Genomic DNA, 20,390 nt, shown 5'->3' with positions numbered 1-20,390 from the left:
TAATGGACTTGCCGCTGAGTCGAGAACGGCGGGGTTTCTGCTGACCGAAGCCCTCTCGACGATGGCGATCGGCGCAGTGATCCTCGTCGGCGTGGGCTCCTTGCTGGGATTGATGTCGCGGCAGGCTGATCTCACGGCGCAGCAGACTGACCGCGTGGACGCCGCTACCCGGGGTCTCGCTGCCATGTCACGCGATCTCGAGACGGTAGCCCGCGCCCGGTGGGCTGGTCCAGGGCCACGGGGCTTCGTCTTTACCGGATCGCCCAACCGGGTGCTGCTCGCCCTCGATCGCCTCGACGCCGATCGTTTAGGGCAGACCGCGGCGGTGCTTCTTCAAAGCTCCGAGACGAGGGACGGCGGCAGCGTCTTTCGCGCCGAGGCGCCCCTGTCGCCGCTCGATCGTGACGCCTCCACCCTAGATTTCGGACCGGCGCGGTCCCTCTATGCCGGACCGGCCCGGGTCCGCTTCGCGTATGTCGGCGCCGTGAGCGCGGGCGGTCCGGAACTCGTGCTCGACGATTGGCCCATCAGCGACGCGATGCCGGTGGCCGTGCGCATTGCCTTCACCGATCCGGCGAGCGGCAGCACTCTGTCGAGCCTGCGTGTTCCCCTGAGGATCGAGGCAGAGCCGGGCTGCGCCGTACCGCGGAAGGCCTTCTGCAGCCGTGTCGACGATCAGGCCGGCGAGGGCCAGGGCGAGGCCGGTGCGCCCCTCCCTGACGCAACCGCCGCGCGCGGGGCACGCTGATATGCGCGGCGGTCGCCGGGATGGGTTCGTCCTCGTCGCCGTGCTCGGTATCATGGCGCTGCTCTTGAGCCTCACCGGAGGGACGGCTCTCCTTGTGCGATCAGCCCTCGTCGGGGTCCGGAGCACGGCCGACGACCTGAGGCTTGAGGGCTTGTTGCGCGCTGGGATTGATGTGGCGGCCTACGAACTGTTCGACCTGAAGCTGCCGGTCTCCCGCATCCGCGAGCAGCGGATTACTCTCGACAGCGGAGTGATCATCGTCACGGCCGAAGATGAATCTGGGCGCATCGACCTGAACTGGTCTGATCCCATTTTGCTCGCCGGCGCCTACCAGGCGGCAGGGCTGACGAGCTTGAAGCCGGATGAGTTCGCCGCCCGCGTCGTGCAATGGCGCGACCGCTACGAGGACAAACCGCCGCCGAACGTCGATCCGGCAAGGATTAACTTGGCGGCCAAGCCCGTGGGCCGCGGCAAGGACGGGTTCCGCAAGGTCGCCGAGTTGCGCTGGCTCGCCGGTGTGTCGGAGGACGACGTCGCGGCCATCGCACCGCTGCTCACCGTCGAAAACGTGCAGGGCCGTGTGAACGCCCTGGAAGCCTCCACAGCAGTCCTGATGGCGCTGCCTGAGATGACGCCGAGCCTGGCCGCTCGGATTCTCGCTCTTCGCAACAGCCCGAGCGCCACGGTCGCGGATCAGCTTAAGGCGCTCCTGCCCAAGCAGCACACGCTGCTCACCACGGTGCGCGGCGCTGCCTTCCGGGTCCGGGTAACGGCGATCAGCGTCGGATCGGCTACACGCAGCGTCGTCGTGACCCTGACCCGCGCCCCGACGCGCGAGGCACCCTACTACGTCACCGCCTGGCAGAGGTGAGACGCAGGCGGCTTCGTTCAGATCCGGTCGGTGGGCTTCACCACGAAGTAGAGGTCGTCCGAGGCGATCACACGAGTCTCGATTGCCAACCGCTCGATCATCATTATGAGGTCGAGGATCGCGTGATCGCTCTCACTTTGAAAATTTCCGGCGCGGTCGGCGAGCAGGTTGCGCAAGAGAGTTCCGCCCATGGGCAGGACCTCCACCACGTCGAAGGCTGAGAAGAGCATCGAGCGAAGGTCCGCGCTGCGCGGCGCCTCGCTCGGATCGTATGAGGCGACCGACTGGATCGTTGGCAGCGTCAGGCGCTCGTCGACCTGACCCGCCCGCTCCGCCTTCAAGTTCACGCGCAGGTGCTCAGGGAGAGAGGCGAAGATTTCGTCGGCGAGCTGGCGTGCCTCCCGGTCCATTTGCAGGCGCGGCGGACCGAAATAGTCGAGGCCGAGGATCAGGCCGCCGGGAGAAACGATCCGGTTGAGGAAGGGGAGGAAGCGTTCGAGATCGGAGCAGTGGTGGAGCGCGTGGCAGAAGAACACCACGTCGAAGCTCCGGTCGACGGCTGGCGGGTGGTTGAAGTCGAAGGCGAGAAACTCGGATTCAATAGGGAAGACCTGGATCTTGCGCTGCGCATCCTGAAGCAGGGCTTCGTCGTATTCGTAGAGCGTGATCTTCCTGAGAGGCCAGCCGCCGTCGCGCAGGATGGCCTCCTCGATCCCGCCCGGCCCGCACCCGAAGGAGGCCAGGCTGAGGTCGCGACCGAGCCGCTGCCGTAGGGGCGTAAGGTGGCGGTCGAGGGTCCAGTCGAGCCACATGCCGCGCTCAGCAAGGTTGCGGCCCGTCATCAGCTGAGCGACGTAGTTGTGGACCTGCGGCAGGCCCTTCCAGTCGAGGACCCTGCGCTTCGCGTCCCAGTCGGGATCGAGGACCTGCCGCCACGTCGTCTCGCCCTCGACGATCGGCGCAGGTGCCGGAGAGGCCGCGGGGAGGGGAGATGCTGAGAGGAGCCTTGTCGCCGGATCGAGGGAAGACTGATCCTGCGCGCGGTCTCGCGCGCGGGAGAATCGCTTCAGCAGACCGCCGATGTGCCTCACGTCGCTTATCCTTTGACACCCGCGCAGGAATTGCGCGCCGCGGTCATCCCACTCATCGAGGGCAGACCAGCCTTTATTGGATTGGCGGCGTCGGCCCAAGCCGGATGGTTTCGAGAGTCAATGAAACGCCGCGATGGGTCACGACCTCGATGTCTTGCCGCAGAGGCTGCCAGCGGACCCGCTGCGATGGGTCCTCGGCACCGGCCCCCGCGTCACAGCCACCGGTTGATGGCGGGCACCTGCCGCCATCGCCGCGTTCCGCCTCCGGCAGCGGCACCTCGAGCGCGGAGAGCCGGATCGCGTAGCGATAGCCGTCCAGGGTCCCCGTTCGACCGCCATCGCCCACGTCCCTCAGCCGGACCGGCTCAGCCAGGAGCGAGCGCATGACGCGCTCGGCCCCGAGACGATCCTCGACGGCGACGAGACCAAGGCGGGATTGGACCACGCTCCTCTGCACTACGAGGCTCAGAACCGCCACGATCGCGAAGGCTGCCAAGGCCTCGATCAGCGTGAAACCGGCCGAACCGCATTCCCGACGCGATGGATGCGAGCGTCGTGTTTGAGGATCATTCTTTGCCGATGACATTGGCGCCACCCTTCACCCCCTCAGCACCGAGGGACAAGATAGCGTACGGCGCGGTTTTGCCCGGCGTCCTGTACTCGTACGGGCGACCCCAAGGGTCTGGAGGCACGCTGCCTTGCTTGAGGTAAGGGCCGCTCCAGTTTTCGGCGGCGGGCGGGCGCTGCACCAGGGATTGCAGGCCTTCGCTCGTCGATGGGTAGCGGCCGTTGTCGAGATAGAATAGGTCGAGCGCCGCGGCGAAGGACTCGATCTGAAGCTTAGCGGCCTTGTCGCGCGAACTCGACAGGTACCCAAGCACGCGTGGGCCGGCGAGCCCCATCACAAGGCCGAGGATCACCAGCACGACAAGCAGCTCGACGAGAGTAAACCCACCTTTCGTGTCACGCCTGGCGCAGCTGGACCGGTGAGAAGGAGAACGCAGGAAGGCGATCATCGGAACGAAACCTTAGACCAGAAGATCATTGATGCTCATTAGCGCGGTCATCACAGAGATAATGAGCCAGGCGATTAGGAGGCTGACCAAGACCATGACGGCTGGCCCCACCACCGCGATGACGCGGCTCAGTGCGGCATCAAGTTTGGCCTCGTAGAACACGGCAACGCGGCTCGCACTGTCAGCGAGATCGCCAGATTCCTCGCCGACGCGGAGCATCTGCACCACGTGTCGTGGAAAGAGCTTGCGCCGCGACAAAGTCTCGGAGAGGCGCTGGCCCTGGCGCACGTCGGCGATGACGCGATCGATCTCGGGACCAGCACCCGGAAGACGCACCACGCCGCGGATCAGTCGCAAGGCCGTCGAGATATCGACGCGGTTGCGCACCAGGATCGCGAGCGTCCGGCAGAAGGTGACGGTGAGTTCGTTGGCAAGCACCGCACGGCTGAACGGTAGGCGCGCGAGCAGGGTGAGCCAAAGCCCTCGCTGCTGCCCCACCCGATTCAGCAGCACGGCCGCGCCGACGAGGCAAGCGAGCGACAGCACCACAAGATCGAGGTTGCGGTTTAGGAACCCCGATAGCTCGAACACCACCAGGGCGGAAGGATCAATCTTGTCGCGAAACCCCTGCAGCGCGATCTCGAATTTCGGGATCAGGTAGATCAGAATGAAGAACAAGACACCGACTGCTGCAACGACGAGGAAGCAGGGATAGGAGATCGCCGAGATGAAGCGCTTGCGAAGGCGCTCGCCCCGTTGGCGCTCCGCGGCGAGCCCGCTCAGCGCCTCTTCGAGCCGCCCCGAGGTTTCGGCGACCTCGACCATCTTCACGTAGATGGGCGGAAAGAGTTTTGGATGCTGGCCGATCGCCTCAGACAGGCTCTTGCCCTGGCTGAGCGAGGTATGCAGGTCCTTCAGGACCCGCACCAGCCATCTGCGGCTTTCCATTTGCGTGAGGATCTGCAGGGCCTCGGTCAACGCGACGCCACCCTTCAGCAGCATCGCGAGATCTAGAGTGAGGCCGGTAATGTCCTCCGGGCGCGGGTCCGGCGTCAGCAGGTCCCTGAGGGAGCGACGCGTCGACGGCGCGCCACTGGCCTGCGCCTTCACCGAGATCGGCGTACACCCGATGCGGTCGAGGTGAGCCAGAACCTCTTTGCTCGCCTCAGCCTCCATCGTCCCCTTCAGGAGGCGGCCGCTGGCATCAAGGGCCATATAGGCGAAGGTCGACATTCAGAACCGCGCCAGCGTGCCTGGTTGGATCTGCCCGACGAGCCACGTCGCCCACAAAAACGGCGCGAGGACGGCGCCGAATGCAATCCGGTCGGTCACCCGCACGACCTGCGAAGCCCACGGCAAAATTCTCACTGTGGCGACGATGGCAAGGCCGGCCAGACTAGCGCCGAGGATTGCCCAAGACAGCCCGACGGTTCCGAGAAGGATTCCGCCAGCCGCGGCGAGCTTCACATCGCCGAGTCCAACGCCGTCATAGCCGCGACGGCGGTAGAAGCATTCGCGCAGAGCCAAGAGCACTCCACCGCAGCAGACCGCGTCAAGTATCGCGAACCCGAGGATCGCGGCGACCGGATCGCCCGTGCTGGCGCCGTCCCCGATCCGGGCCGTCAGGCCAAGCAATCCAACGGCGACCGACGCAGTATCGGAGATCGTGAACTCGGCCAGGTCCTGCCAGACAATCCGGAGGCCGACGACGGCCAAGGCGAGCGCGATGGCACAGGTCGCGGTCAGCCCCGGTCCGTTCCAAGCGGCAAGCCCTGAGCCAAACAAGCCGACGCCGAGCACCAGCCCGGCGATCCCCTTCGCTTCGATGTCTTGGGCAAGCATGGCGTCGCCCATTAGGGCTTATGGACCGGGCGGCGGGTGGGCGCGATGCCGCGGCGGGCGCCGGCGTCAAGCAGCTTGCCGCGGTAATCTTCCGCCACCCGCTGAGCGTCCCGCCCCGAGCGCACCACCACAGGACGAATGAACACCACCAGTTCTGTCCGCTGAGCGCCATTGTCGACGGAGCTGAAGAGATCGCCGACATTGGGCAACCGGTTCAGAAAGGGAATACCGTCACGAGACGCTTGCTGCTTCTCGCTGATCAGGCCTGCAAGGAGCACCGTCTGGCCGTTCGCCACCGAGATGGTGCTCGCCACCCGCCGCTTCGAAATCGTCGGCGTCAGGGTGTTCGAGGCCCCGACCACGGCCGAAATTTCCTGCTCGATTTGCATCGTCACGGCATCGTTCTGTCCGATGCGCGGGATCACGTTCAGGATAATTCCCGTGTCGCGAAACTCGACTTGGCTGACCAGCGGCGCTCCGGGCACCGTGATACCCTGAGCTTGCGTCGTGGTGATCGGCACCGAGTCGCCAACTTGGAGCGAGGCCGGTTGATTCTCGAGCACCACAAGCGAGGGTGACGACAGGATTTTGACGTCGGTGAAGCCGTCGAGGGCCGAGAGCACAATGTCCGGGCCGGAATAGCCGCCGACGAGAAAGTTGAAGCCGCCGCCGGCCGCGGGGCTCAGCAGGTTGCTCGCACCGCCTGCCGTGGCTGCGGCTGCGCTCAAGAGGCCGATCGAGCCCTTGTTCTTACCGAGGCCGAGGCTTTGCGAGTCGAGGAAGTACTGCACGCCGTACTTAAGCTGGTCGGTAAGCGTCACCTCAGCAATCGTCACGTTGACGGCAACCTGGACCGGTGTCGCGTCGAGTTGGCGCAAAGCTGCGTTGATCTTACGGTAGGTCTCGCCGTCGGCGTAGGTGACGACCGAGTTGTTCGCTTGATCAGCGCTGACCGAAACCCGGCGCGCGCCGTTGCCGCGCCGCGTGAAGTCGAGGCTATCGCTGCTAGCTCCTAGCGCCGTTGGCGAGCCCCCGTCGGCCATGCCGTTGTTCGGAACGGCGTCGCCGTAAGCGGAAGCGAAGCGTGCCCGCAGCAGGTCGGCTCCGTTATTCTGCTGGCCGCCGTTGTTCTGGCTCCCCGAGTTGCCCTGTCCGAGGCCGCCGCCGTAGCCGGAGTTGCCGCCATTCAGACCACCCTGGTTGCCACCGCCGAAGTTCCGGCCCTGCCCCTGACCCGAACCGTTGAGACCTCCAAGCCCGGCGCCCTGCGGCCCCGTATTCGTGTTCAGGCTCGAATTCCCTGTCCCAAAGAGGCCGTTGATAATGCGAGCGAGCTCCTTCGCGTCGCGGTAACGGGCCTTGTAGATGAATACCGTTTCCTCGGCGGCTTCGACGGTGCCGTCAAGCTTGCGCACGAAGGTTTCGGCCCGACGGATCAGCGACGGATTCTTCGACATTGCCATAACGGCGCGGAGGCGCGCGATCGGCTTAAATTGGATCAGGCCGGAACTCGCTCCATTCTCTCCAGTATCGAAGAGCTGTGTCAGCTCCGCGACCACCGTCTCGGGCCGGGCCCGACGCAATTCAAACAGGCTCACCGATTGCCCACGCATCCAATCCGCATCGAAGGCGAGGATGGCGCTCACCGCCTCCTGCCGCCGTGAGCCGGGGCCCTTCACGATGATGGTGTTGCGGCCCGTATCGAAGCGCAGCCCGTCGGCCTCCGTGACGAAGCCTGAGACGAGCTTCGACATTACAGCGGCCGAGACGTAACGCAGCGGGACCACCGACACGCCGTAGCCCGGCGCCTGCGCATTGCCGAAGCTGACATTGCCGATGCTAGTGGCGGCCGCAGTGATCCGGTACCCGGCGGCGTTGCGGGTCATGGTGTAGCCCTGGCCCGTCAGCACCGTCTCCAGGGCCGCCAGGAGTTCGACCCGGCTCATCGGCCGCGGCGAGGAAATCGTGATCAGCCCGGCTACGTCCGCGGCCATCGTATAATTCAAGCCGAGGGTGTCATTTAGGATTGCGTGGACGACATCTTTGACCTCAGCCCGCTCGAAGTTGAGCCGATAGCTCCCGGACTCCGATGTCGGCGCGCCGATCTCCTGAGGCTCTGCGCCGAGTGCAGCCGTCGATTCGATATCCTCGGGCTTGAAATTGAAGGTCCGACCCTCGCTGCGATCAGGCCCGACCACGGCGTCGTTGGAAGGCTTGCCGGCGGCAAGCCTTCGCAAGGGGCGCGCCGACAAATCCACCTCGGTTTCCGGACCGGTCAGGCTGGCGCGCGGCGGCCCCGCATCACGACCAAAAGCGGCGCTGCCGAAAAGTCCTGCGGAGCAGATCACAGCAAAAGACAGCCGCATCAAAGACATAGGAGATTTTTCCGATCCCGGCGCTGCGTTAACGTATCCTTCATTCTTCCGTCTGCCCACCGGAATGGGCGTCACTTTACAGCTTTCTCAACTGAGTGTGCCTAATCAAACACGTTCGAAGAAAATGCCGAAACGGTAAGGTTATTTTAGGAGAACTGTCATTGTCGCGAATCACCATAAGGCTAAGTTGCCCGCCGACGCTGCGATTTAAAACTGCAGGTCCGTCGGAGGGAGTGAATCATGACCAATAAGCAGACGGCCAACGAGAGCGAGGTTTCGGGCCTCGAGCCCGGCACGAGCGTGATCAACCTGGAGAAGGGCCGCCGCGCCTTCCTGCAGACGCTCGGTCTCGGCCTCGCCGGCACGGCCATTCTCGGCGCAACCGGTACTTCGGCTCAGGCTCAAGTCGCGCCGGACGTAACCGACGCCGACATCGTGAACTTCGCGCTCAACCTCGAGTACCTCGAGGCCGAGTTCTACCTGAACGCCGTGAACGGCTCGGGCCTGAAGGCAGGCGACATCCAGGGCGTCGGTGCTGTTGGTGCCGTCAACGGTGGCGGTCGCGCCGTTCCCTTTAGCGATGCGAACGTCCGCCGTTACGCCTTCGAGATCGCGGCCGACGAAGAAGCACACGTTCGCACCCTGCGCGCGGCGCTGGGCAGCGCCGCCGTCAGCCGCCCGCGGCTCGACATCGACTTCGCCTTCACGGCGGCCGCTCGCGCCGCCGGACTGATCGGCCCGAGCGACCGCTTTGACGCCTATGCCAACGACAACAACTTCCTGCTCGCCTCGTTCATCTTCGAGGACGTTGGCGTCACCGCGTATCTCGGCGCTGCCCCCCTTATTCGGGATAAGGGTATCCTTGCCGCGGCCGCCAGCATTTTGGCGGTTGAAGCCTACCACGCTGGCATTATCCGGACGACGCTGTTCGCTCGTGGTCTGATCGCTCAAGCCGATGCGATCTCCAACGCTCGCGACTCGCTCGACGGGGCCTCAGATCTTGACCAGGGCATTGACGGGCTTCAGTCCGCAACGCCGGGCTTCAATCGGGGCGATGCCAACTTGGTGCCTACTGACCGCAACGGCCTCGCCTTTGCACGGACCCCAGGTCAGGTGCTCAACATCGTCTACTTGAACACCACGCAGAGCCCGGGCGGCTTCATCCCGGGCGGCCTCAACGGGCGTCTGCGCTAGTGCTTCCCAAGCGAAGCGGAGGGTCGGCTCGCAGATAGTATATGCGAGCCGACAGAGCGATAGCGCCTTCTCCTTGGTCAAGTGATCATGGAGGGTGGGTTAGCTCACACCTTGGCGCTGTTTAACACCTGTCAGGTGTCGAACAGCGCCGTTTCCCTCTTTTTGTCGCCGATGGTCGAGACCCTACAGCCCCCAAGCCACTCGGCTTGAGAGGGCGTTCTCGAGTTTCGTGCAGGGTGGTCCGCTCATCAGCCTCTCGCGTCGCGAAGCGTTGAGCGCGCGAAGCTAGCGGGTACCCGAATTGCTGAGTTGCGGGAGATTGGAGATGCGGGAGGCAGGCTGCTGGCTCGGCAGGCCTCCGACGCTGAACAGCCGGTAAGTCTTCTCCCGGTTGCCGTTGCGCAGACTCACGCGGTCTGGACCGATCGCATCAACCCGCCACGCGTCAACTGTGTCCCCGACCTTTAGGTTTAGCGCAGGGCCGCCCGCCTGCCGACGCAGGATCGCAACAGCCCTGTCGGCCCCCGCGATGACGCCAACGAGACGCAGATCCGGCGGCGGCACTTCCACCGGTATCGGTATTGGTACTGCAAGGACGGCTTGGCGTGGCGGCGGAGGCCGTCTTGAGGGTGCAAAGAGTGGTCGCCCTTTGAACCCATTCAGCGCGGCGGGATCCAGAGCGCCCAGGGGGTTCAGGTTTGTAGCCTTTGCAGGTTCCGACGCTGCGGCCGTGCGGACAGGAGGAGGCGCGCCATCAGCAACTTGCGCCCCTGGGCGATTGATTGCGGATCCAAGCAGGAGCAGCGCCAGCGCGACACTCCAACCATTGGCACGTCGGATTGAGCAAGGGAGCGGGCGACTCACTGGGTGTCCCCCCTACGATGGCCGCGGACGGCCAGGGCAACGCGAAGCGTCGGGTCGGCCTCCTCGCTGTTCGCGTTCCGACCTGAAACAGGTCGGATGTTGACGGCTTCGACGGTCAGAAGCGGAAGGCCAGCCTCAAGCGCGAGAAGCAGATCGAACAGCCCCTCGTTGCCAATATCGAGGCTCAGCCGCAGCAGGATACTACGTGGCGACGTCGCATCCGGCGCTTCATCACCGCGAACCTCGATCAGCCGGCCACCCGCACGTTCGACGAGGATGACAAGCCGCTGCTGCAACTCAGCATGCGCGAGGCTGTCGGTGCCAGCGGTAAGGTAGATGGTCGAGAGGTCACCCCGCGTCGGCGCCGGTCGGCCAGCCTCGGTGCGAACGCGCGCTTCAACCTGAGCAAGATGGCCGGCAGTCGCGTCCGTCGCCGCGGCGGCTTCCGACCAGCGCAGGAGATTGGCGATCATCACCGACAGGAGCAGAAGGGGGGTGCCGATGACGAGCGCTACGGCGAGCGGCCCGAACCAGCGTGCGTTTTGGGCCTGCGAGAGCGTCATCGCGATCTCCTCGACCCATCGGTTCCTGTGGCATCGCTCCTCGTTGCGATGAGATCAAACGCGTCCCGCTTGTCCGCATCCCGGATCACAGGGGCGGCAAAGCGGAGGTTCTTCAAGCCAGCTTCAGCCTCCAGGCGTTCGATCAGCGCGGGTGCGTCCGTCGAACGTCCGACGAGGCGGATCCGGGTCGGATCGATGTCAAGTTCGCGCAGGACCGTTCCATCGGGCAGAGCCTTGCTCAGTTTATCGATCAGCACGATTGTCGCGCTGTCCGGGCGCTTCGCCTCGATCAACGTCCGCTCGCGCGAGGTCCCGCCGTCCCGGGAGGCAAGCTTGCTACGGAGCGTCGCGAGGCGCTGTTCCGTATCCTGCAGGTCGGCCTCGGCGGAGGTTGCGAGAACGGTGCTGACGAGGCAAGCGGCCGCAAGGACTGCGAGGATGATTGCAAGGTATCGACCAGTCCCTGAACGCAACCGTCCGTCGGTGGCCTGCGCTCGGTCCTTGTACAGGTCGAACCGCAAGGGCGCATCGAGCGGCTCGGCCGCGCTTCCCAGAGAGGTGACGCTGAGGCCCGCCGCCTCCAGCCGTGCGATGTGGGGTGAGGCGAGATCGATCGAGGTTGCCAGCAGTTCCACGCCGATGGTCCCGTCCTCGGACACTCCATCGACGACGCTGTAGCCATAGAGCACCTTGTCGGCCCGCCACGGCGTAAGCCGCTCAAGCCGGTGTGCGATAATCGGCTCGAGATAGCTGCGCCCGGCGTCGGGGAGGCGAAGCGTCCGCGTCAGGAACAGCTCGGGCGGCAGCCTCAACTGCACTTCGCCCGAGCGGAACGCATCGGGTGCCCGAGCGCCGGTGGCAAGTTGAAATCCTTCGCCGATTCCGCCCTTCCGCAGCGCATACAGCACAAGCCCGTCCGGCGTGATGACCGCCACGTGACGCGCCGTCATCGCCGTGCGGGCGACGAGCGGGCGGACACTCGAGACGAAGGCGTCGAGCAACGCTGCGCCCACGTCGCGTATCGCCGTTGCTGCCGATCGTGCCGGGACCGTGATATTCAGCACGCCCGAACTTCCCTTCCGCCTTCGTTTCTCGTCATCCCGAGATCCGCAAAACCTCGTCAAGGGAGGTGAGCCCGCGGCTCGCCTTCTCGATCCCGTCGTCGAGCATCGTGGTCATACCGGCACTGCGCGCCGCCTGCAGAATCACTCGGGGATCAGGCTGGCCTCGAATCAGCACGCGCAAATCATCATTGACGGCCATCGCTTCGAAAACGCCGACACGTCCGCGATAGCCGCTCTCGTTACAATGGGCACAGCCGACCGCGCGATGAAAGGCCTGACCCATCGCCCCGACGCCGCCTCGGCGCGCGAGAATGTCCTGGGCGATGCCCTGGCTCTTCGGATCGGGAACGCGGCAGCGTTCGCACAATCGACGGACGAGGCGTTGGCCGATCACGCCGCGCAGGCTGGAGGCGATGAGATACGGCTCGATACCCATATCGACGAGGCGCACCACCGCATCGACGGCACTGTTGGTGTGGAGCGTCGTCAGCACCAGATGGCCGGTGAGCGCGGCTTGGATGCCGATTGCCGCCGTCTCGCGGTCGCGCATCTCGCCGACCATGATCACGTCGGGGTCATGGCGCAGGAACGAGCGAAGGGCAGTGGCGAAGGTCAGCCCGATCGCCGGCTTGATCTGAGTCTGATGGATGCCCGGAAGCTGATACTCGACCGGGTCCTCGACGGTGACAATCTTTCGCGCCGGATCGTTCAGAAGCGAGATTGCGGTCGCGAGTGTTGTGGTCTTGCCGCTTCCCGTAGGACCGGTGACGATGATGATGCCGTGCGGCTCGGCCAACAACGCGACCACTGCGTCCCGGTCACGATCGGACAGGCCGACGCGCTTGAAGTCGAGAAGCCGCGTGTCCTTGAGCAGGATGCGCAGCACTGCCGTCTCGCCATAGAGCGTCGGCATGATCGCGACGCGCAGATCCGCTTCGGTGTTGCCAACCTTGACGTTGGTACGCCCATCCTGCGGCAGGCGGCGCTCGGCGATGTCGAGGCTGGCAAGAATCTTGACGCGCGAGATCACCGCTGCTGCCATGTGGCGCGGCATGGTCTGCTGCGCGCGGAGGTGTCCGTCGACACGGAACCGGACCTTGAGCTCCTCGCGGCCCGTCTCGATATGGATATCGGTCGCACCAGCCTGGATCGCGCGCTCCAACAACCCGTCAATCACGCGAACGATGGGGGCGCCGCGCGCGAGATCCTGAAGGGTTTCGATGTCGTCCGACAGGGCGTAGTCCGACGATGCCTCGGCCTTGTCGCGGGGCACATCGACCGGGCGGCTGCGCTCGAACAACTCGTCGATTTCCTCGAAGGAGAGCACGACGAGGGGGACCGGGCCACCAAGGGCGAGGCTTACGGCTCGAATCGGTTCGAGATAGCCAGGATCGGCGACTGCCAGCAACGGCCGCTCGTCCCGCTTGACCGGGTAAAGGTAGGCCTCACGCAGGAAGTCGCGGGAGAGGTCGGCGAGCGCGTGCGGCAGGGCGGCGATCGCGTCGCGATCTGCCCGTGGGACGCCATGGTAAGCCGCTACCGCATCAGCGAGATCGACGGCGGAGACTGTCCCCTCGCGCCAAATGGCCTCGGCTGCTCCCCCGTTGGCACGGGCTGAGGGAAGTACCGTTGTGAGCCCGCGACGTCGCCGGAGAAATTCGGCGAGCGTTTCGCCCGTTACAGCTGTCGCTTGAGCATCTGTCAGCATGCGTCGCCCTCCCATGCCGCGACGGATCTGGAATGTTGAAGTCTATACGCATTGCTCAGTTCGCGAGCGAAGGAGATGGTGAAGTTCCGGCAAAACCGCTCGCTGTGTCCTCTTAGCGACATCCGAGGTTTGTCCAAGAACACACCTTTGATCGATACCGGCTGATCGCTTCCCTGAAGGCTGACGTGCGGCCTCAGCCGGGCTTGTCTGTCAATGACCACAGGGCTACCAACCCGCGTCCCTGGCATGGAGGCCGGCCCGGCGCGGCCGTTCTGAAGCGATCGAGAACCTCAAAGCGCGAATGAGATCCACTGAACGGGCGACGATGCGTGACGATGTCATTCTCCGGCAGGAAGTCGATGACCGCCTTGATCGCGCGTGAAGGGTCCTGCCCCCTGCTCGTCGGCCGTACTTCTCGCATCGGGTCCGATTGGGCCTTCTGCAGCTTTCGTCTTCCGACCTCAATGCCCATCCCGCTCGCGGTGATCTCCCCGGTGGACGTGGAACTTGCGACCTGGGCTTTCACCGGCATGAAAGCGCCGGCGCATCAGCCGACCTGCCTCTTGCTGGTACGGCCCCGTAGCGCGGCCGCCGCGACTGCTATTGCGAACGGGACGGAGCTCGTTCTCAGGACGCATTTTCGCGACATCGCCATCGCGACGGGTCCGGCTGAAGGTGCGAGCCACCTGTCCTCAGGTGAGCGCGCCGTCGCCGCCCGCGCCGTGTTGTCTTCGATTGCAGACGCAAATGTCGCGGCCCTTGCTGACCCCATTACCCTGCTTTTGCCGGACCTTCATTTCCTTCCAGAGCCAACGAAAGGGCTGGATCTTACCATTTCAAATGACACTGGCTCATCCTGCACGCTGTCGGGCGTGGACGTGCCGAATTTTATTCTTTTCGAATCCGATGTCGGAACACGCTGCGCTCGCGTCGCGGCAGCGCGCCTGACCTTCTCGCCGAACCCGCTGATGGATCTCGACCTCGAACCAGTCTGGGGACCCGAAACTTTCCCTCCTGCCCGCGCGATCCTCATTGGTCACAGACGTTTTCGTGCGGTCCGTGTCCCTAAGATTGCTGCGTAATGGCTGAGTTGCCTACCGCAGGGCGAGAGACGGCACCGACGGTACTTGTCGTAGCGCCGATGCCTGCAGCCCCAGCCAGCGCTGGGAACCGGCGTCGGCTTGCTATGACCTGCTCGGCTTTGCAGCGGATGGGCTTTGCCGTGGATTTTGCCTATTTCGCTCACGAAGATCAGATCTATCGGCGTTTCGGCCAGCATCCACCGACCGATTTCGCCACAATGAAAGCGGCCTTCCAGCGTACGTTCCTTATCGAGGCGGAGGACACGATCCCGCTCAAGACCCGCTCCCCTGCCTTCGGGATCGACGAATGGGCCTCGGGAACGCTCGACCGTTTCGTAGCGTGGTATGCCGCCGAGCATCCCGACACGGTGGCGATCCTCGTCAACTACGTCTTCCTGTCGCGCTGCCTGGAGCAGGCGCCGGGGATGCTGAAGCTCATCGACACGCACGACCGCTTCGCCGACCGGCAATTGCAGTATCGTCCGTTCCGCGCCGAGCCCAACTTCTTCTACACCGACCGTCGGAGCGAGGCCTTGGCGCTCGATCGTGCCGACGTGGTGCTGGCGATCCAGTCGGAGGAGGCGGCCTATTTCGCTTCCCTGACGAACCGGCCGGTGCTGCTGCTGCCGCCAGCCTTTCCGGTCAATGCCCCGTTCGCGGCCCCAAGCCGGATTGCGCGGATTGGATTCGTCGGGCACGGCAACGACCCCAACCTATTCTCGATCAGCAAGTTCGCCCATGAATGGGCGGCCGGCTGGACCTCGGACAGACCGCAACTGCGGATCGCGGGGGAGATCTGCAACGCACTCGGCGGCCTCGATCTGCCGGGCGTCCAGCTGCTCGGCTACATCGACCATCTTTCCGATTTTTATCGCGAAACCGATGTAATCGTGGCGCCGATGCTGATGGGCAGCGGCCTTAAGATGAAGGTTGGCGAAGCGCTGTCCTACGGCGTTCCGGTTGTCGGCACCGAACTCGCCTTCGAGGGGTTCGGCGCCGAGGTGTCCGCTCATCGATGTGCTGGCGTGCGTGAGGTCAAGGCGACGATCCTGTCGCTCCAGGCAGATGCGACCGGGATCGCGGCCTTGACCGAGGCTTGCGCCACGCTGTTTGCCCGCTTCAACGCGACCGCACATCGATCGGAGGCCGAGCTCGGTGACTTGATCCGAGCCGCCGTTCCAAGCCGCCCTTATGCCGGCTCGAGGCGCGCGGTCGTCTCGCCCCCGGAGCGAATGATACAAACTTGGCCGACCTGCATTCGTTCGGCCGGCTGCGTGGTCATGGACGATCCCGGCCTCGGCCGACTTCTCGCGACCGAGCGCCTTGGCGAGGAGGCGGCCCGCGCCGCTAGATACGCCCCGGAGCGCCGGCGCTGGTACGCCGAGTCCCAGCCGCCTTCGGCGACGATTTCGTCTGTGGGTGCCCTACACGTCGCCTTTTCACCGGAATGGATTCGTGAGAAGCGGCTGCCGCGGGAGGTTCGCGAGTCCGCAGCACGCGCGTTCCGCGATGTCCAGCCTGACTGGACGACGCATGCAAGGCGCATCGGCGGAAATGCGAGCAGTTTCGATCTGGCGCTCGTTCTGCCGAGCTACCTGCTCACCGCTTCCCGTGCCGTCGCTGCCTTTCTGATCGAGGCGGCCACGGACCGCGCTCACGAACTGACTGTCGATGGGATCGCCCCGCTGAGCTTATCGCCGGGCTACGCCTTCGACGCAGAACGCACGGACCTCACCCCAGTGCCGGCGGCGGTCCATTTCTCCAGCGCTGCTTCCAACCACCTTTCTGCGGACGGGACCGTGCTGTTCCTTACCGACGATATGATCGGCCGGATCGTGATCGTGAATGCGCGCGACGGCGAGAACATCGGATCATGAGCGAGATGTCCGTCACCAATGACCTCAAGGTCGGCACGGCTCAGGAAGATGCCGCCGAGGGTGATGCGTCTCAAAACAATTCATCCGAGGCCGAGCCCTTCGACGCCATTGATGCAGGAATCGGCCGACGGGTCGTGGTCGCCGAAGCGCGCCTCATCTGGGATGCCCTATTCCTCAACGACGTGCGGATCGCCTTTCGCGCGGAAGACGCGCCGCTCGTTTCTATCGTTATCGTCTCGCTCAATGCCCGCCACGTCCTGGCCCTTACGCTCTGGCGCCTCGCGGCGCAGCAGGCGCTTGCGGGGTTGCCCTTCGAAGTCATCGTCGTCGACAACGCCTCGGCGCCGGAGACCCGTGTCCTGTTCGATCACGTCGACGGTGCGACGATCATTCGGAACGACGCGAATGTCGGGTTCGGACCAGCTTGTAACGCCGGCGCGGAGAGGGCCCGTGGCCGCTTCCTTTTGTTTTTGAACCCCGATGTCGACTTAATGCCAGGCGCACTACGCGTGATGGCCAGAACCTTCAGCGAACTCGACCATGTGGGGATCGTCGGCGCACGCCTGGTCTTCCCCGGAGGCATCTTGCAGGAAGCCGGAGCCACCTTCCGCGACGACGCGCAGGTCACGCATCCCAATTTCAGGGGCGTACCAGACCCATTCGCGCCGGAAGCCAGCTTCACACGCGATGCGGGCTACGTCTCAGGCGCCGTGCTGATGATTGAGCGAGCGCTATTCCAAGCGCTCGACGGTTTCGACGACGCCTACGCGCCCGCATACTTCGAGGACACCGACCTCTGCGTGCGTTGCCACCAGGCAGGACGGCGCGTGATATATCAGGCCCGCGCGACCGCGGTGCATTTCGAGAATGCCACCAGCGCCAAGCGCGCCGACGTCGAGAGGCTACTCGACCGCAATCGGGCGCTGTTCCTGGACCGGCATCGCACATGGCTGTTCCGTCAGGGACCATCGCGGCATGGTTTTGCCGCGCGGGACCAAGACCCCTGGGCATTGCGCGTTCTGTTTATCGATGACACCGTGCCTCATCTCGACATGGGCGCCGGCTACCCGCGTGCCAACCACATCGTCAACACGTTAGCTCGGCTCGGCTATGCCGTGACGCTCTATCCGATCTATCGCGCGGATGCCGAGCAGGCTCAGCGTTGTCGCGACATCGACGCGCGGGTCGAGATCTTGACCGCCGACGGTCGCGACGGTCTCGAACGGCTGATCGTCGAGCGGCCCAGCTATTTCGACGTGCTCTGGGTTAGCCGGCCGCACAACATCGGTCTCGTTGTGCAGACCCTGCAGGATGCAGGGTCGAGCCCACGAACCTTCGCCAAAACCCGGGTCGTATTCGACTCCGAGGCGCTGTTCGCGTCACGCGCCTTCGTCGCGGCGGTCGCGGAAGACGGCTTCGGCATTGCGGCGGATCTCGCCGAGAAGGCTATATCCGAAACGCGGCATTACGCGATCGCCGATCAGGTGGTCTGTGTATCGCAAGCTGAGGCGCGGCTTCTCGCCAACTACACCCGGGTCAATGCGACGGTTCTCGGCCATGCCATGGCGCCGCGGGAGACCACTCCCCCGGACTTCGCGTCGCGGCGAGGTTACCTGTTCATCGGCGCGCTGTCCGCGGAGGGACAGCCGAACGTCGACTCGCTGGACTGGTTATTCGACGAGGTATGGCTGCGGCTGCGCACGCGAATGCCCGATGCGACCCTCTGCATTGTCGGCAGCATCACGCCGGCAATCCGGGCACGCTATCAGCGGCCCGGCGTCACAGTGATGGGTCGTGTCGCTGACGCGGAGCCCTTCTTCGATGCGGCTCGCGTCTGTCTCGCTCCAACGCGGTTCGCGGCGGGCATTCCACACAAGGTCCATGAGGCAGTGCGGCACGGGCTGCCGTGTTTCCTCACGCCCATCCTTGCCGCGCAGATCGGCTGGGAGGAGGGCGAAGGCTTCGAAAGTTGCGATTGGCTTGATCCGATTGCCTTCGCTGAAGGCCTCATTCGCCTTCATGAGACGCCCGATCTCTGGCGACGCGTGCAGGATGCGGGACTGACACGTATCCGCGAGGAGTGCGCGCCGGATACCTATCGCGAACAACTTCGCCGCATCTGCGAGGCGTCGACCTTCGCATGACCAATATCGCTGCGCCGCACCTGAACCGTAGACTCACGGGTATGTTGCGCCGGCTCGTATTTGGCCGGGTGCCGAAACTCTTCGACACAGCCTATTACTTGAAGACCCATCCCGATGCGGCGGCTTCCTGGCTCGATCCGTACCTCCACTACATCCTCGTCGGTGGGCGCCGTGGTTACGACCCTAACGACAACTTCGACACGGCCTTCTACCGGACCCAGATCAAGACGCGTGGCAACCCGCTGCGCCACTACATCGAAATCGGCGCGGCGATGGGCCTCGATCCGCACCCGCAGTTCAGCACGTTCAGTTATCTCGGACGGTACCCGGACGTCGCCGCGAACAAGGCGAACCCCCTTCAGCATTATCGTGAGCATGGTCGGCCGGAGCGGCGCATTGCCGATCAATCAACGCTCCTGCCACGCGCGATAGTCGCTCTGGCCGGCATTCCGTCCGCGCATCACTGGATGCTGCCAGCCCAGGGGGTGCATCAGTTCAGCCTCGCCCTGCTACGTTCTCCGCCAAATGGATCGACAGCGGAGCCGATCCTCCGGTTGCGCGTATCGATCAGCCTGGATTTTGATGCAGTGGACGGGGTCGCAGAGGTCATCACTCGTTTTTCGACGGGCGTGCAGGATACCGTTGTTCTTACTCTAAATGCCGACCCTGTACGGGGTGGCGGAGTGCCGAGTCTCATCCTGGCACTCGACCATTGCTACGTTTACCCCATCGCCGACGATGGCAAGCGGATCGTACGATACACGCAAGCCGTGGTGTGGGACGTTCGACCGAGCACACCACGTGTCATGTCGACTCTTCCGAATGGCACGCTTCGCATTTAGACGTCGCGCAGCTTCTTCCAGCAAGGTGGCAACGGCCGACCCCCCAATCAGTTACCCGGCTTCGAAACTAGCGGATCGTTAGTTGCGTGACGATGGCGAGCTGAGCGGGCGGTCCTGAGCCGCTCGGTTGAGTTGGCGAGGTGGCAACCGCTCGCGCAGGCGGGTGGTAGCCCAAACCCGGGTGTGGGCGAACAACGTTAAAGCGTGCCCTCATTTCCGCTTAGGCTCGGCGTCAAGTTCAACCCGCGAACCCAAACTCTAAAGTGTGGGCTCGCGTCGCAAAACAGTCCCGTTAAGCTTTCGTTTAAAGTGGCTGGTGCGTGAGCCAGGCAAGGGATTGAATGACTTGACAACGCCAAGGTGACGCATCTTTCTGCGCTTAGCCTGGGCAGCTTTTGCGTGATCGAGCCGCGTCTTCTCACGCCCGCATAATTCATGGGCTGGACCCATGTTCTCGATCTCGTCGGCTCCACCGAGTTCAAGCGCCCGGATATGCTCAACAATCCACCGTTCACGGACGCCATCAATGCGGCGGTCGCATACCACGCAGGTACCACCGGTCCGCTCCCAGGCTTGAAGCCGACGTCGGCGCGATAGCGACAGACGACGCGTCGTCCCTACGTCTTCAGGGAGGTCAAAAGCCATTACGGTCCTCCCTCAGATGAAAGGGACGGTCAGCAAGGGTTCTTAGCGCACGGTAAGACAAGCTCTCCCAGTCACAGAGAAGCTGTTCGTAGTGCTCGATGAGATCTCTGAGTTCCGCGTCGTCCTCGTAGGCCACGAGTTTCACCTGCAGTCCTAGTGAGGCCACGGTGGCGCGTGCGGGATCGGCCGCGCGTTCGCGCGGTTTCTGTCTGGGCATGAGATGCCTCGTACTTGATTAGTGGGTATGAATTTAGAAGGCTGGATCAAACCGACTTCGGCCTACCCGGTCGCGTTATGGAAGCGAGCTCAAAACTGCCGGCGCTATCCCGGAAATCCTGGGCTTGCTCAGTCACGCAGCAACCACTTGGGTGCCCGGCTTTGGCTTTGAGCGTTTTGCCAAAATCGTCGGGGAGACTTCCACATTCTTCTCTAAGATCCCGACCCCGCCTTCCATGACGTTCACG

The 20,390-nt window shown here is 64.2% G+C and carries 18 protein-coding genes; 7 read left to right on the top strand and 11 right to left on the bottom strand.

The window, feature by feature from the left end:
• Window positions 1-61 precede the first annotated feature (61 nt).
• Together MFF55_RS19245 and MFF55_RS19240 are read left to right on the top strand one after the other, a co-directional pair.
• Window positions 62-748: a PulJ/GspJ family protein gene (locus MFF55_RS19245; protein ID WP_238245726.1), complete on the top strand. Its 687-nt coding sequence runs from the start codon at window positions 62-64 to the stop codon at window positions 746-748.
• Between the two features lies 1 nt (window position 749).
• On the top strand, window positions 750-1,619 hold the full coding sequence (locus MFF55_RS19240) for a type II secretion system minor pseudopilin (RefSeq protein ID WP_238245725.1): 870 nt from the start codon (window positions 750-752) through the stop codon (window positions 1,617-1,619).
• Window positions 1,620-1,636: 17 nt separating this feature from the next.
• Here MFF55_RS19240 and MFF55_RS19235 read toward each other — a convergent pair whose 3' ends face one another.
• The 6 genes from MFF55_RS19235 to gspD all read right to left on the bottom strand — a co-directional run bounded on the left by MFF55_RS19235 (window position 1,637) and on the right by gspD (window position 7,943).
• Window positions 1,637-2,710: a class I SAM-dependent methyltransferase gene (locus tag MFF55_RS19235; RefSeq protein WP_238245724.1), complete on the bottom strand. Its 1,074-nt coding sequence runs from the start codon at window positions 2,708-2,710 to the stop codon at window positions 1,637-1,639.
• A gap of 73 nt (window positions 2,711-2,783) precedes the next feature.
• The gene (locus MFF55_RS19230) at window positions 2,784-3,296 is read right to left on the bottom strand and encodes a prepilin-type N-terminal cleavage/methylation domain-containing protein (protein ID WP_283206769.1); all 513 of its coding nucleotides are present in this window, start codon (window positions 3,294-3,296) and stop codon (window positions 2,784-2,786) included.
• Window positions 3,277-3,726, bottom strand: a complete 450-nt coding sequence (gene gspG, locus MFF55_RS19225) for a type II secretion system major pseudopilin GspG (RefSeq protein ID WP_238245722.1) — start codon at window positions 3,724-3,726, stop codon at window positions 3,277-3,279. Before gspG ends, MFF55_RS19230 begins: the two co-directional genes overlap by 20 nt.
• 12 nt (window positions 3,727-3,738) lie before the next feature.
• Window positions 3,739-4,959 (bottom strand): type II secretion system F family protein, encoded by a 1,221-nt coding sequence (locus MFF55_RS19220; RefSeq protein WP_238245721.1) that lies wholly within the window; start codon window positions 4,957-4,959, stop codon window positions 3,739-3,741.
• Window positions 4,960-5,580, bottom strand: coding sequence for a prepilin peptidase (locus MFF55_RS19215; protein WP_238245720.1), 621 nt, complete (start codon window positions 5,578-5,580; stop codon window positions 4,960-4,962).
• The gene (gene gspD / locus MFF55_RS19210) at window positions 5,580-7,943 is read right to left on the bottom strand and encodes a type II secretion system secretin GspD (RefSeq protein ID WP_238245719.1); all 2,364 of its coding nucleotides are present in this window, start codon (window positions 7,941-7,943) and stop codon (window positions 5,580-5,582) included. The genes MFF55_RS19215 and gspD overlap by 1 nt, the downstream gene beginning before the upstream one ends.
• 300 nt (window positions 7,944-8,243) lie before the next feature.
• On the opposite strand from gspD, the gene MFF55_RS19205 reads away from it, so the two are divergent.
• A complete protein-coding gene (locus MFF55_RS19205; protein ID WP_238245718.1) occupies window positions 8,244-9,137 on the top strand; it encodes a ferritin-like domain-containing protein in 894 nt (297 codons plus the stop codon).
• Window positions 9,138-9,997: 860 nt separating this feature from the next.
• Here the strand turns inward: MFF55_RS19205 and gspM are convergent.
• From gspM to MFF55_RS19190, 3 genes are read right to left on the bottom strand one after another with little or no spacing between them, the layout of a single operon-like run.
• The gene (gspM, locus tag MFF55_RS19200; RefSeq protein ID WP_238245717.1) at window positions 9,998-10,564 is read right to left on the bottom strand and encodes a type II secretion system protein GspM; all 567 of its coding nucleotides are present in this window, start codon (window positions 10,562-10,564) and stop codon (window positions 9,998-10,000) included.
• The gene (locus tag MFF55_RS19195) at window positions 10,561-11,628 is read right to left on the bottom strand and encodes a PilN domain-containing protein (RefSeq protein WP_238245716.1); all 1,068 of its coding nucleotides are present in this window, start codon (window positions 11,626-11,628) and stop codon (window positions 10,561-10,563) included. The genes gspM and MFF55_RS19195 overlap by 4 nt, the downstream gene beginning before the upstream one ends.
• A 31-nt stretch (window positions 11,629-11,659) precedes the next feature.
• Window positions 11,660-13,336: a GspE/PulE family protein gene (locus tag MFF55_RS19190; protein WP_238245715.1), complete on the bottom strand. Its 1,677-nt coding sequence runs from the start codon at window positions 13,334-13,336 to the stop codon at window positions 11,660-11,662.
• A gap of 359 nt (window positions 13,337-13,695) precedes the next feature.
• Here MFF55_RS19190 and MFF55_RS19185 point away from each other — a divergent pair, with 359 nt between their 5' ends.
• The 4 genes from MFF55_RS19185 (at window position 13,696) to MFF55_RS19170 (ending at window position 19,281) form a co-directional block, all read left to right on the top strand.
• Complete coding sequence (locus MFF55_RS19185) at window positions 13,696-14,418, top strand: hypothetical protein (protein WP_238245714.1); 723 nt, start codon at window positions 13,696-13,698, stop codon at window positions 14,416-14,418.
• Between the two features lie 140 nt (window positions 14,419-14,558).
• Entirely contained in the window at window positions 14,559-16,295 is a 1,737-nt protein-coding gene (locus tag MFF55_RS19180) for a glycosyltransferase (RefSeq protein WP_306421464.1), read from the top strand.
• Complete coding sequence (locus MFF55_RS19175) at window positions 16,292-18,439, top strand: glycosyltransferase (RefSeq protein ID WP_238245712.1); 2,148 nt, start codon at window positions 16,292-16,294, stop codon at window positions 18,437-18,439. Before MFF55_RS19180 ends, MFF55_RS19175 begins: the two co-directional genes overlap by 4 nt.
• On the top strand, window positions 18,436-19,281 hold the full coding sequence (locus MFF55_RS19170; RefSeq protein ID WP_238245711.1) for a hypothetical protein: 846 nt from the start codon (window positions 18,436-18,438) through the stop codon (window positions 19,279-19,281). The genes MFF55_RS19175 and MFF55_RS19170 overlap by 4 nt, the downstream gene beginning before the upstream one ends.
• A 258-nt stretch (window positions 19,282-19,539) precedes the next feature.
• Here the strand turns inward: MFF55_RS19170 and MFF55_RS27205 are convergent, their stop codons facing one another.
• Both MFF55_RS27205 and MFF55_RS19165 read right to left on the bottom strand, forming a co-directional pair.
• Complete coding sequence (locus tag MFF55_RS27205; RefSeq protein WP_373874841.1) at window positions 19,540-19,926, bottom strand: HNH endonuclease signature motif containing protein; 387 nt, start codon at window positions 19,924-19,926, stop codon at window positions 19,540-19,542.
• Window positions 19,916-20,143: a hypothetical protein gene (locus tag MFF55_RS19165; protein ID WP_238245710.1), complete on the bottom strand. Its 228-nt coding sequence runs from the start codon at window positions 20,141-20,143 to the stop codon at window positions 19,916-19,918. The genes MFF55_RS27205 and MFF55_RS19165 overlap by 11 nt, the downstream gene beginning before the upstream one ends.
• Window positions 20,144-20,390 lie beyond the last annotated feature (247 nt).

This window comes from Methylobacterium iners (assembly GCF_022179305.1).
In the GTDB taxonomy this organism is placed as follows: Bacteria; Pseudomonadota; Alphaproteobacteria; order Rhizobiales; family Beijerinckiaceae; genus Methylobacterium; species Methylobacterium iners.
Note: the sequence above shows the minus strand (reverse complement) of the source record. Positions and strands in the feature narration are given on the sequence as shown.